Raw genomic sequence first — 14168 nt, forward strand, 5'->3', positions numbered from 1 at the left:
CATGAGCACAGCGAATTTCATAAGTAAGCACCATTAGCGATAAACTAGACGTCTAAATGTAGCCCAGATGCAACGTAGCATAATCTGGGCTATGGACCTTGCAATCCACAATTATTTTATTTCTGCCATTAAGCTTTTCGATACGACTTCAGCCAAATCGCGTGATAAAGACTGCTTGGCTAATTGCTCTAGCTGTTGGCGCATTAGCATTTGGCGTGGCTTATCGTAGCGTTGCCAGCGGGTGAATGGACTGGCCATCCGAGCGGCGACTTGTGGATTTAGCTTATCCAAAACGAGCAGTATTTCAGCCAAGAATTGATAACCACTACCATCAGGAGCATGGAAATTACGTGGATTAGCCATACAAAATGCACCAATTACTGAACGGGCTTTATTGGGATTCTTAATGCTAAAGTCTGGGTGCTTTAATAATTTCCGTACCTGTTCTAAAACATCAGGAAGCTCACTGGAAGCCTGGATAGCAAACCATTTATCCAAAACAAGCTCGTCTTTAGACCATTGCTTATAAAAATCATTAACCGCTTGCTCACGCATTTTTTGGTTAGAACAATTAACTAATAGCCCAAAGCTTGCAATTTGATCGGTCATAGTTTTGGCATGAATAAATTGTTGCTGGCAGGCATCAATAGCAGCCGCTTCGTTCGCTTTCATCATTAACCACAAGCACACATTGCGTAACTTCCTACGGCCATAAGCAGGGCCATTCATAAGATGGTCTTCAGCTTGCCACAATTGTTGATAAAGAGATTGAATTTCAGCATATAAACGCGCACCCAATTGAGCGCGAAAATAATCACGCACAGCCTCTACCCTACTCACATCCACGGCCTCTAGTAGTGCGGCAACCTCTTCAAAACAAGGCGGAGTGAGTAATTCAGCTCGTAAATCGGCATCTAAAGAATCATCTACTAACACATGTCTCAATGCGGAAATTAAAGCCTCTGATATCTGCCACTTATCTTCAGTTGAGTTTAAGCACTCGTTCATACAATTCAAAACTAAACGTTGTGCAGCATCCCATTTTGCATAACCATCGGTTTCATAGCGGACTAAGAAAATCAGTTCATCGCTACTAAGTTCATGTTTCAACTTAATGGGTGCAGAAAACTCACGTAATAAAGAAATGACGGGCTTTTCAGGTAATCCGCTAAAGCTAAAGCTTTGCTCTGCTTCTTTTAACTCGAGTATTTCATGCTCAATCGGCATTAACTGTCCGGCAGCATCAAATAAAGCCATGCGAATGGGAATATGGAATGGTTTTTTATCTTTGCATTCTGGAGTTGCTGGACAGGTTTGGGTCATTTTAAGCGTCAACTGTCCTTGCTCGTAATGACTATTTACCTTAACTTCTGGCGTTCCTGCTTGACTATACCAGCGTTTGAATTGAGTTAAATTAACGCCATTGGCATCCTCCATTGCGGCAACAAAATCATCAATCGTTACAGCCTGACCATCATGACGTTCAAAATATAAATCCATACCTTTGCGATAACGCTCCTTACCTAACAAGGTATGCTGCATGCGAATGACTTCCGCACCCTTATTATAAACCGTCGCGGTATAAAAATTATTGATTTCCTGATAAGACTCGGGTCTCACCGGATGAGCCATGGAGCTGGCATCCTCTGGAAATTGGCTACTCCGCAAGACTTTCACATCAGTAATTCGGTTCACATCACGTGAATTCATATCACGAGAAAACTCTTGATCGCGAAAAACAGTCAATCCCTCTTTCAAGCTTAATTGGAACCAATCACGGCAGGTAACACGATTACCTGTCCAGTTATGAAAATATTCATGCGCAACAACCCCTTCAACACCGGCAAAATCTTGATCGGTTGCGGTATCAGGGCGAGCTAAAATATATTTAGAATTAAATATATTTAAGCCTTTATTCTCCATCGCCCCCATATTAAAGTCACTTACCGCTACGATCATGAAAATATCCAGATCGTATTCACGACCATAAACTTCTTCATCCCAACGCATGGATTTCTTTAAAGACTCCATTGCGTGCCCGCATTTATCTTCATTGCCCGGCTCAACATAAATATATAAATCAATGGGTCTTCCTGAACAGGTAACAAATTGATCGCGAATATGGGCTAAATTGCCAGCAACCAACGCAAATAGATAAGAAGGCTTCTTAAAAGGATCCTGCCATACTACCCAATGCCGTCCATTATCCTCATCTCCAGAATCAATTAAATTTCCATTAGATAATAACGTTGGATACTGCTTTTTATCAGCAGAAATACGCGTGGTGTAAGTCGCTAAAACATCTGGGCGATCGGGGAAATAGGTAATGCGGCGAAAACCTTCCGCCTCACATTGGGTACAAAATAGATGATTGGAACGATAAAGCCCAGATAATTGCGTATTATTTTGTGGGTAAATACGGGTAACAATCATTAGCGTCACCTCATCAGGGCAATGTTCCAGGATTAACGCATCCTCAGCCAACTGATACGCAGATGCTTCCAATTGTTGGCCATTCAAGTGTAAGCTCACTAATTCAAGTTCTTCGCCATATAAATGCAAAGCGCCTGCATGTTGGCGGGTTAACTTAAGTTCACTGCTTACTAAAGCATGATCATCATATAAATCAAAATTTAAATTTACCGTATCAACTGCAAACACAGGCGCCTGATAATTTTTTAAATAAATAGTACTGTCTGAAGTGGTCATTATTTTCCCTTATAACGCGAATTGTGGATAAGAATCACCTAAAGTTTTCTATAAATCAATGAGTACACTGTAAAAAAGCTTTGAGTAACAACAGAAATATTTGTCAATTATAGGTCAGAGAATGCAAAAATCGATTGCTGAGTTCGTATAGTTAGCATTCCAAAAACAAAAAAACATTTAAGTTTATTGAGTTATCTGGAAAACTACTTAAATTAGTGCCTATACTTGATGTAAGAAGTTTCTTTGCAAAATAAATAAAAAGAAGCAGAGACACAGGAAATCACGTTATATCCTGCTGAGGGATAAGTTAAAGGGGATGGCTCATGAACACTCAAGATTTTTTAGCCGGCTATACCAAGCGCTTTGTCGATAATAAAGAAGAAGAAATGGGCTTGGATGAGTATCTGGAATTGTGTAAAAACGATCCGTCAGCTTATGCTAATCCAGCGGAACGCTTATTAATGGCTATAGGCGAACCTGAAATGGTTGATACGCGACACGATCCCGTGTTATCACGTATTTTTTCCAATAAAATTATCCCACGATATACCGTATTTAAAGATTTTTATGGCATGGAAGAACCCATCGAACAAATCGTTGGCTTCTTAAAGCATGCAGCCCAAGGCCTGGAAGAAACCAAACAAGTACTTTATTTACTTGGCCCTGTAGGTGGTGGTAAATCATCAATTGCAGAAAAGCTAAAAGATTTAATGGAAAACATTCCTTTTTACGCGATTAAAGGCTCCCCTGTATTTGAATCTCCCTTATCCTTATTTAATCCCGTAGAAGATGCCGAATTACTGCAAGAGCGCTTTGGTATTCCTGCCCGCCATTTACGTTACTTAATGTCCCCTTGGGCTGTAAAACGCTTGCATGAATTCAATGGTGACATTAGTAAATTCAGAGTCGTTAAAGTAAAGCCCTCTCGTTTGAAACAAATTGCAGTAGCAAAAACCGAACCTGGAGATGAGAACAACCAAGATATTTCATCACTCGTAGGAAAAGTAGACATTCGTAAGTTAGAAGAGTTTTCGCAAGATGACCCCGATGCATACAGTTTCTCTGGAGGCTTATGCCGAGCCAACCGCGGCCTTTTAGAGTTTGTGGAAATGTTTAAAGCACCAATTAAAGTGCTACATCCTTTGCTTACAGCAACTCAAGAAGGAAACTACAATGCCACTGAGGGCTTATCCTCAATACCCTTTGAAGGCATTATTTTAGCGCATTCGAATGAGTCTGAATGGCAAACTTTTAGAAACAATAAAAACAATGAGGCATTTATTGACCGTATTAATATTGTGAAAGTACCTTATTGTTTACGGGTAACCGAAGAAACACGTATTTATCAAAAACTTATTGATAACAGCTCGTTAACGCAAGCCCATTGCGCTCCCGGCACCCTAGATATGTTAGCTCAATTTTCAGTATTAACCCGTTTAAAAGAACCTCAAAACTCCAGTATTTACTCAAAAATGCGAGTCTATAATGGTGAAAGCTTGAAAGATACTGATCCAAAAGCAAAATCCTATCAAGAATATCGTGATTTTGCCGGAGTTGATGAAGGGATGAGTGGTGTTTCCACACGGTTTGCCTTCAAAATACTATCAAAAGTGTTCAACTTTGATCACAGCGAAGTTGCAGCTAACCCCGTACATTTAATGTACGTCTTAGAGCGTCAAATTGAACAAGAGCAATTCCCTCAAGAAGTTCAGGAAAGCTATTTGGGCTTCATTAAAGAATATTTAGCGGCGAAGTATGTTGAATTTATCGGTAAAGAAATTCAAACCGCCTACTTAGAATCTTATTCAGAGTACGGACAAAACATTTTCGATCGCTACATTACCTATGCTGATTTCTGGATACAGGACCAAGATTATCGCGATCCGGACACGGGCGAAATTTTTGACCGCAGCTTGCTCAATTTAGAACTGGAAAAAATAGAAAAACCTGCCGGTATATCGAATCCTAAAGACTTCCGAAATGAAGTGGTAAACTTTGTTTTGCGCGCACGAGCCAATAACCGCGGTAAAAACCCCGTGTGGAACAGTTATGAAAAATTAAGATCCGTCATTGAAAAGAAAATGTTTACCAACACAGAGGATTTACTGCCAGTCATCTCCTTCAATGCCAAAGCATCTGAAGATGACAAGAAAAAACATGAGGAGTTTATTTCTCGGATGATAGAGAAAGGCTATACACGCAAACAGGTTCGCCTGCTTTGTGAATGGTATTTACGAGTACGTAAATCACAATAATAAAACGACTCAATAATCCTCTTCTCTCGCCCCTGCAGCAACATGCGGGGGCTCAGTAACAATGACCAATGCCTGCGCATCTCGAGCAGAACATTGAAACGGAGGAGAGAACAATTTGGCACCTTGGTCGCGGAGTTTAAATCATGTCGCAATTGATTGATAGACGACAAAATGCGGGGAAGAAAAGCACGGTAAATCGCCAACGCTTCCTTCGTCGTTATAAAAACCAAATAAAAAGAGCCGTCTCCGATGCCGTAGGTAAACGCAGTATTACCGAAATAGATCAAGGCGAACAGATTTCTATTCCTGCTAAAGACATTTCCGAACCCAGGTTTCATCAAGGCCGTGGAGGGCATGTCGAACGTGTTTTACCAGGAAACGATAATTTTATTAGCGGCGACCGCATTAAAAGACCGAGTGGTAGTGGCGGCGGGGATGGCGGTGGCGATGGCGATGCGAGTAACAGCGGTGAAGGCGAGGATGATTTTGTTTTTGAATTATCCCGCGAAGAATTCCTCGATTTGTATTTTGAAGACTTGGAGCTACCCGATTTAGTAAAAAAGGAATTGGCTCGTATCAGCACATTCAAAACCATTCGAGCCGGAGTGACCACTAGCGGAATTCCAAATAATATCAATGTATTGCGCTCCATGAAGCAGGCTACCAGCCGGCGTATCGCCCTGGCGTCTCCTTATAAACGCCAATTAAAAGCTGCAGAAACGCGCTTAGAGCTATTACTCGAGGAACCCGTTCCCGATACGATGGCTATTAAAGAATTAAAGCTTGAAATTGAACATTTAAAAAAGAAAATACAGGCCGTGCCATTTATTGACACGATTGATCTACGCTACAACTACCGCCTTCGGGTTCCCTCTCCTTCCACGCAGGCCGTCATGTTCTGCGTTATGGACGTATCAGGCTCTATGGATGAGGCAAAGAAAGATATAGCCAAACGGTTTTTCATTTTGTTGTATATGTTTCTCACCAAAAATTATGAAAAAATCGAATTGGTCTTTATCCGCCATCATACCTCCGCAAAAGAAGTCAACGAGGAAGAGTTTTTCTATTCACGGGAAACAGGGGGCACGGTGGTTTCAAGCGCGCTGGAATTACTGAATAACATCATTGAAGTACGCTATCCCCCAGAGGCCTGGAACATTTATGTGGCTCAAGCCTCTGATGGTGATAACTGGAATGCTGATTCACCTTATTGCCAAGAATTGCTCCAAGAAAAAATCATGCCTTTATTGCAGTATTTTGCGTACATTGAAATTATGCCACGCCATCATCAAAGTTTATGGGAAGTCTATCAGTTGGTTAAAGAGCAGTACCCTAATTTTGCGATGGAAAACATAGATACTGTTGCAGATATTTATCCAGTATTTCATGAATTATTTAAAAGGAAAACGGCATGAGCAAGAAAAAGCCTATATCCACCGGTGCTGAGTGGACCTTTGAATTAATCCAGGATTATGATCGTGAAATTGCACGTATCGCTAAAGATTTTGGCCTGGATACTTATCCGAATCAAATTGAAGTTATTACTGCAGAACAAATGATGGATGCCTACTCCTCTGTAGGCATGCCTATAGGATACAACCATTGGTCTTTTGGCAAACACTTCGTTGGTGTAGAAAAAAGTTATAAGCGTGGACAAATGGGCTTGGCCTATGAAATGGTCATTAATTCAAATCCCTGTATTTCTTATTTAATGGAAGAAAATACTATTGCCATGCAAGCCTTAGTGATTGCACATGCCTGTTATGGTCACAACTCCTTTTTTAAAAATAATTATCTTTTTAAAATGTGGACTTCTGCTGACGCCATTATTGACTATTTAGTCTTTGCGAAAAAGTACATCGCCGATTGTGAAGAGCGCTATGGCATTGATGAGGTTGAATCGGTTCTGGATGCTTGCCACGCCGTAATGAATTATGGTGTTGACCGCTACAAACACCCAGCACCATTATCCATCCAAGAAGAAAAAATTCGCCAACAGAACCGCGAAATATACATGCAATCGCAAATCAATGAATTATGGAGAACCATTCCGCAAAGTAAACAAACCGTGGAAAAGAGTAAGAAAAGACGATTCCCCAGTGAGCCGCAGGAAAATATTTTATATTTCTTCGAAAAAAATGCCCCTTTACTTGAACCCTGGCAACGTGAAATTGTACGCATTGTTCGCAAAATGGCGCAATATTTTTATCCTCAAGGACAAACTAAAGTTATGAATGAAGGCTGGGCCTGCTTTTGGCATTACACCCTGCTGCATGGCCTGTATGATGAGGGCTTAGTCACTGATGAATTCATGTTGGAAGTGCTACAAAGCCATACAAACGTCATCATGCAACCATCCTATAACAGCCCTTATTACAGCGGGATAAACCCCTATACTTTGGGATACCATATGATGCAAGACATCAAGCGTATTTGTGAAAATCCTACTGATGAAGATAAAGCGTGGTTCCCCTATCTAGCAAATACTGACTGGCTAAAAAGCCTGGATACCGCTATGCGTAACTACAAAGATGAAAGTTTTATTGCGCAATATTTATCGCCTAAATTAATTCGCGATTTAAAACTATTTCATATTGTTGATGATGACCGCAGCCCTGAACTCTACGTCAATGCCATCCATGATGATGCTGGCTATAAAAAAATTAGAGAAGCCTTGTCCAGACAATATAATCTAGGAACCTTTGAGCCTGATATTCAAGTGTATTCCGTTGATTTACAAGGGGATCGTTCGCTGACCCTAAGGTACACACAACAAAATCGCGTTCCCTTAGGAGATACAACGCCTGCGGTTTTAAAACATCTTCACACCTTGTGGCAATTTCCCGTAATCCTGCAAGCGGTTGATAATGATGATAAAATTTCCGCAGAATATCATTGCCCGCCAATAAATCAGTCTAAACCAGAAGGGTATGAAAAATAATTGACTCGTGTAGGTTGGTGATACACTGCATCAACCGAAGCCCTCAATACAACTACATTATTAGTGCCCATTTAATAATCAGTTAAGCTTTTTATGTTATATTTACAGTAACCAAATTAAATGAAAGTAGTACGATTATGACTAAAGTGAGAAGATTAACGGGCAACTACATAGATATGCTTAAAGTAGCCTATCCAATATTGAGCGCAATGTATCCCACGGAAGAAGAGTTTGTTAAAGAATATACAAGCCCCAGTTCAGAGCTTTCAGTCCAATTGCTCAAAGATTTGAGTCGTGACCAATTTTTCTCTACAAATGACAGAACCATTGAGGACTATGTAGCCCACTGGATGAGCCCTTCTACTTCCATTGCATATAACCAAGGAAATGGAACCGGTGCATTCTGGATGCTGATGCTACAATTCTATATCCTACAAGATCCTCGTTTTACAGAACACAAGGCAGCGAAGGGCCTTCCTGAGCGCGACGATCGTAATGCATACTATCTTAAGGATAATAGAAAAAATGTTAGCCTTTGCTATTTTGATGATGAAGGAATTTCATGTGGAATATCCATTGATTATTCTGCATTAGACCCTAATTTATGGTCTATCTCCATTATACGTAATACTACAGCAGAACCGGAAGACAGAGAGGTTTTATTGCTTTCGTCCGCAGAACTGCTTGATCAGCAGGAAAACGGATTAATCGATGCCAATAGAGCTCAAAAAGATATCATCACTTTCATGAACTCTAAGGCTCTCAGCCAACAACTCATGTCTCGTGCTCTATTTACAAGAGATGGGAAACTCAATCTTACTAACGCCAATAAGCTCGATGCGCAATTTAATGCAGGCTCATATCCTTATAGTACAGACATAGTTAAGAAACTAGTTGCACAAGAGCAAGAGATAAAAGCATGGCAACTCACAGAGGAAAAACTCCGAATAGTTAAAACCGCGCTAAGCGAAAAACGACAAGAAAATATCGAGAAACTTGATTCATGGAAAGCTAGCTGGTTATACAAACCCGAATTAGACACCGCTGGAAAACAATCCTTCCTTCGCAGAAATAGCGGCAGTGTTTTTGCAACAGTAGCAGCAGTGATTACCTTAGTCGGTTTTGCTTTAGTACTCTCAGGAGTCTTAGCTCCATTTGGTATTGCCTTGATTGGTGCAGAATTCATCTTAGGTGCAGTTGGCGCAGGTTTGGCCTTCACCGCAGCCTTGGGAAGCATTGTAAAAATGGGGGTTAATGAGCAACGTCTGGCAACTTATCAATCTGAATTAACCAACATGAATCCAACACGGGACAAAATTTATAACGAGCGGTTAAATAGCATAACAACCCCATTGGCAATGGAGCAGCTCCCCGAGGAAGAAGCGCTTCAAGCTGATAATTTGCAAACTCAAATCCTGCAAGCGGTTCTTCATGCCAATTTCAGTGAAGAAGAGTTCAATGAACTTAATAAGCAAATGAAGAAAGAAACTCAACCACCGGTCACAGAACAACTTAATGATGTTGATGAAACCCTTGTTGAGGATCAATCACTTATTGTGGATGTGTCATTCAACACGCAAGCGCAGGTAATCGTAGAAATTGCTAGCAAGGATGAGGCTCTGAATAGAGCCGTTGATAAGGTTATTCAACAGGAAGAGCATGCACAAGAGATTGTAGCTCAAGAAGAAGAGCAGCAATCTAGTCCACTAGAAACCAATGTGCCACCAACCTTGGAACAAGCTGATTCTTCTACACACAATAACATTATCAGCGTACACTAAAAATTGGAGGGGGTAGAAATGGCTATTTTTTTTGATGACAAAAAGAATGCTTCTGCCGCCAAAAAGTTAATACAACACAATGAGCATGTTACGCGCAGGAAGCGTGTAACTCATGCTAAAACAGTCCTCCAAAAGTTAAAAGAAGATATTGATTACCGAGTGAAAAAGCTCCAGGGCGTCACCACCTTTCTAAGCGAACAGCATGCGCTTTATAAGCAACTCTCGCAAGAGTATGAAACCAGCCCCTCACCGGACTTAGCTCAACGCCTAGAAAAACAAAAACAGGGAATCAGTCAATTAGAGGGGCAATTACAGCAACATCAGCCAGAAAAATTAATTGCGAAGCTAACCACAAAGTATGAAAAATTAAAGCGGTTGTTGGAGCGGTCTGCAGAGTAATGAAAACTGCCGCAATTAAGTAATAAAGATTTATGAAAAGTTGGTCATACTGCACCAACCTACCCTCCATAATGCCCACTTAATGAACATTTAAGCTTTTCATGTTATATTGTCCGTATTAATCAGATAAAAAAGTGGTGAAATTATGCCCAAAGTCAGAAAATTAACAGGAAATTACATAGATATGCTGAAAGTACTCTATCCTGTAATGTCTTCATTTTATACATCAGAAGAAGCCTTTGTAACTAATTACATAACCGCGAGTTCAGCTATCTCAGAGACATTGCTCAAAGACTTGGGACGTGACAAATTTTTATCTACAAATGACAGAACCTATGAAGAGTTTGTTGCAGCCTGGATGACCCCTTCAACTTCTGCGGCGTATAATCAAGGCAATTTAACTAGCTCATTCTTCAGCTTGATGCTAAGCCTTTATATAAACGTAGATCCTCGCTTTGAAACACAGCCAACAGCCAAAGGAGCTCCTAACCGTATAGAAGAACGCATTGAGTACTCTCATAAAAACAATAATAGGTATATTAGTCTAGGCTATTTTGATGATGAAGGTATTCCATGTGGGATATGCATTAATTACTCTACTCGAGATCCTAATTTATGGACTATAAGTCTTATACGCAATACCAATGCAGAGCCTAAAGACAGAGAAGTTTTATTGATTTCGTCAGCAGAAATTCTCGCTCTAAATGAGGACAGCTTAGTCAATGCGAATAATGCCGAAAAGGCTATTCTCGATTTTTTAAAATCTAAAATGCTAAGTCAACAAATAAAGGATTGTGGTCTATTCACTAAGAATGGCACACTCAATATTGCTCATGCGAATAAGCTCCACGCCCAACATTACACAGGTTCACATCTTTATAGTAGACATATGGTTCATAAGTTGGAGAAACAAGTTGTAAGGATGAAACAATGGCAACTAACGGCACAGAAATTCAGCCTGATTAAAACTGCCTTAGCAGAAAAACGAGAAAAGAACATCCAACAACTGAATTCGTGGAAAGCTAGCTGGTTATACAGACCCGAATTAGAAACCGCCGGGAAGCAATCATTCCTTCGCAGAAATAGCGGCAATGTTTTTGCAACAGTAGCGGCTCTAGTTCTATTAGTCGGTTTTGCTTTAGTACTCTCAGGAATCTTAGCTCCATTGGGTATTACCTTGATAGGTACAGACTTCATCGTAGGTGCAGTTAGTGCAGGTTTCGCCTTCACGGCAGCTTTAGGAAGCATTGTAAAAATCGGGGCTAATGAGCAACGTCTGGCAGAGTATCAATCAGAATTAATGCGCCTGGAACCAACACGAGAGATAATATACAACCAGAAATTAACCAACATTACGACACCAACTGCAATCGAAGAGTTACCGGAACACGAGGCGATGCAAGCGGCAAATTTTCAAAACCAGCTAATACAAGCGGTTCTTCATGCAAATTTCAGTGAAACAGAATTCGCAGAACTTGAGGAGCAAATGAAACCAGCGGAACCACCTGTCACAGAGCCTGCTCATGACGAAGATGAGATGCTTTTTGTGGGTATCGATAAAGCATTTGATGCCCAAATACACATAGTAAAAGAACTAAACGAGGAAGATACCGCTTTAGAAAGAGAAGTAGATAAGGCCATTCAGCATGGAGAACATGCAAAAGGGATGGTGATTGCAGCACAAGAAGACCACCATCAAACTAATGTGGTACAAACTGTGGAACAAACTACTTCCCCTGCATTCGAGACCCTTATCACTGTACGCTAAAAATTGGGGAAGGAGAAATGACTATTTTTTTGATGACAAAAAAAGTAATTCTATTTCCCAAAAGTTAACACAACACAATGAGCATGTTACACGCAGGAAGCGTGTAACTCTTGCTAAATCCCCTATCCAGAAGTTAACATGGCGATGTTAAGCGCTAAATATGAGAAATTGAAAAGGTGTGTAACCTGATTGCTCGGAACCAGGCGACATCTGATGTGAGGCACTATTTATTTATATTCTTCGATATAGGCGCAGTCGTAGGGAATATTTGTACTGCAGTGTCATCAAAAGGATGCAAGTTAAACACGTCGCTAAAGACTTTTGCCGCAACGTCATTCGTGTTGGAATACCAATCGCTAATATCATCAGAATAATACTGAATGACAACGGGCTGAAAAATTGCATAGGCTACAAGCTGAGCCATTGGACCAGTCCCCATTCCTGTTTTTATAAAATATTTATTCCCCACCAAAGCCCGGCTTAACAGTTTTGCCTTAGCTTCAAGATCATCAGGAAGTAGCGCATTTACTGGCAATAAATTCGGTGCATAAACATTCACCGTGACCGCCAAATAATCACCAAACTCATGACGCTTATTCAGAAAGGCGGCAAGTGCTAATGCTTTCTTATCATCACAGACCATCACGTTAATTTCCATATCCAGCCCTTGGCCAGTTAAGGACTCCACGTGCACGCATGGGTCAGCCTCCAAAGCAGCGCTTAATTGGTTTTGTAATAATTCCCAAGGTGGCGTTAACCTATGAGTTGCAGCAAATAAGTTAGTACTCCCCCAAAAGCCCCAAAGCATCGCGAAAAATAATCCTGCCTTAATTGCTAACTTGCTCATTATCTACTCCAACGCTATTAAAAAATCAAAGAAAAGATAGAAACTTAGGGTTTCAATTAAGATGCCTCTTTGACTTAACCAAAGAGGCCAGAAGAAAATTACTCAGATGCTAATTCAATAGCAAAAGCGACTGCTAATTTACTGAAATTGGTCATATGCTCTAAGCTCAAAAGTGCCATAGTATCTGAAGAGCTATGAATGTAAGGGTTATGATCATCGAAGTTTGATTCACATGGGAATGCTGCTGGAACACCGATCTCTGTCCATGAGGCATGATCACTACAACCATAGCCACAACGAGAATAATCAACAGGAACCTTAACATAGGTATCAATTAACTTCGCTACAAAATTACTGAGACCTTTATCAGTGTAATCCGTAAATACCCACATAGTTGGATCTTTAGGATCAACACGATAACCAGTCATATCAAATTGAATCGCCGCTTTAACTGGAATTGCATGATCTTGGAAATGCTCGACCACATGCTGAGAACCAACCAAGCCACGCTCTTCAGCAGCGTACCAAATAATATAGATAGGACGTTTAAACGTAGTATTAGACGATAACAGAACGCGAGCCATTTCCATGATACTTGAAGAACCACTACCATCATCACCAGCCCCTGGCATACGACCATCTAACGTATCCATATGAGCACCAATAACAATACCTGGCGCTTTAATGTCTTTACCAATAACGGTCACTAAAGAAGGTTGTTTATAGTAGCCTGTAGAAACAAAATAGGTTGTTACATCAGTACGCCCATATTCAGTTGCCATTGCTTCAAATTTAGCTTTTAACCATTTTGCCGCATCAACACCAGTATCTTTGGTGGCTGAACGATTATGGTATGAAGTTAAATGAGCCAAAGTTTGCCAAATATTATCGGCAACCACATTTTGCAAAGCAGCATTTACTGCATCTTGATGCTTAATTTCATACGTGGTTTTTTCTTTTATGGGTGCATGCAACGCGTTTTTTGCCAAAACATTTTTAGCCGCGAGCTGTTTTGCAGCCAGTGAATTACCTGCTATGCGCTGACTCACATTCACAAAACGACCACAATGCTCCTTATCGGCCAAATGACTGAGTGACTCAACATCAGCACTTGGAACATCTATAATTCGAAATTGTTTGTTTTCTGCCAAAACATCATATGCAGTAGTTATTTTTGCAGCAAGACATTGAGATACTTGCAATTGCTCATGTACAGGAACACTAGCAGCAGCAACTTGGGTGCCCGCTAACATTGAACCAGCAACAATAAAGCCCATCCATTGATTAAAACGCATATCCTCTCCTAATTAATGTTGAGTTTCAAAACAAAAGAAACTACATGAGGTAAATCATGCCGTTTCACTTTACCTAAATTCATCTATTGAATCTACAGATACACATACAAAAACCTTTGCTCATCCTGGTTCTGCGCGCAATTACCCGCTATTATGCATTTTTTTTAACCTTT

General features: G+C 40.5%; 9 protein-coding genes. 6 read left to right on the forward strand and 3 right to left on the reverse strand.

Features of this window, described 5'->3' with window-relative positions; genetic code table 11:
* Positions 1–111 precede the first annotated feature (111 nt).
* A complete protein-coding gene (gene pepN, locus J2N86_RS12605) occupies positions 112–2709 on the reverse strand; it encodes an aminopeptidase N (protein ID WP_252579804.1) in 2598 nt (865 codons plus the stop codon).
* A gap of 323 nt (positions 2710–3032) precedes the next feature.
* Between pepN and J2N86_RS12610 the strand changes: the two genes are divergently transcribed.
* The 6 genes from J2N86_RS12610 (at position 3033) to J2N86_RS12635 (ending at position 11853) form a co-directional block, all read left to right on the forward strand.
* Positions 3033–4964 carry a PrkA family serine protein kinase gene (locus J2N86_RS12610; RefSeq protein WP_133136477.1) on the forward strand — a complete coding sequence of 644 codons (1932 nt, stop codon included), beginning with the start codon at positions 3033–3035 and terminating at the stop codon, positions 4962–4964.
* Between the two features lie 143 nt (positions 4965–5107).
* Complete coding sequence (locus J2N86_RS12615) at positions 5108–6379, forward strand: YeaH/YhbH family protein (protein WP_252579805.1); 1272 nt, start codon at positions 5108–5110, stop codon at positions 6377–6379.
* Positions 6376–7905, forward strand: a complete 1530-nt coding sequence (locus tag J2N86_RS12620; protein WP_252579806.1) for a SpoVR family protein — start codon at positions 6376–6378, stop codon at positions 7903–7905. The genes J2N86_RS12615 and J2N86_RS12620 overlap by 4 nt, the downstream gene beginning before the upstream one ends.
* A gap of 137 nt (positions 7906–8042) precedes the next feature.
* Entirely contained in the window at positions 8043–9686 is a 1644-nt protein-coding gene (locus J2N86_RS12625) for a YgaP family membrane protein (protein WP_252579807.1), read from the forward strand.
* Positions 9687–9704: 18 nt separating this feature from the next.
* Positions 9705–10085 (forward strand): hypothetical protein, encoded by a 381-nt coding sequence (locus J2N86_RS12630; RefSeq protein WP_252579808.1) that lies wholly within the window; start codon positions 9705–9707, stop codon positions 10083–10085.
* A gap of 145 nt (positions 10086–10230) precedes the next feature.
* Positions 10231–11853, forward strand: a complete 1623-nt coding sequence (locus tag J2N86_RS12635) for a hypothetical protein (RefSeq protein WP_252579809.1) — start codon at positions 10231–10233, stop codon at positions 11851–11853.
* Positions 11854–12076: 223 nt separating this feature from the next.
* Here the strand turns inward: J2N86_RS12635 and J2N86_RS12640 are convergent, their stop codons facing one another.
* Positions 12077–12700 (reverse strand): group-specific protein, encoded by a 624-nt coding sequence (locus J2N86_RS12640; RefSeq protein ID WP_252579810.1) that lies wholly within the window; start codon positions 12698–12700, stop codon positions 12077–12079.
* A gap of 98 nt (positions 12701–12798) precedes the next feature.
* Positions 12799–13995 carry an aminopeptidase LapA gene (gene lapA / locus J2N86_RS12645; RefSeq protein WP_252579811.1) on the reverse strand — a complete coding sequence of 399 codons (1197 nt, stop codon included), beginning with the start codon at positions 13993–13995 and terminating at the stop codon, positions 12799–12801.
* Positions 13996–14168 lie beyond the last annotated feature (173 nt).

This window comes from Legionella lytica (assembly GCF_023921225.1).
GTDB classification, from domain to species: Bacteria; Pseudomonadota; Gammaproteobacteria; order Legionellales; family Legionellaceae; genus Legionella; species Legionella lytica.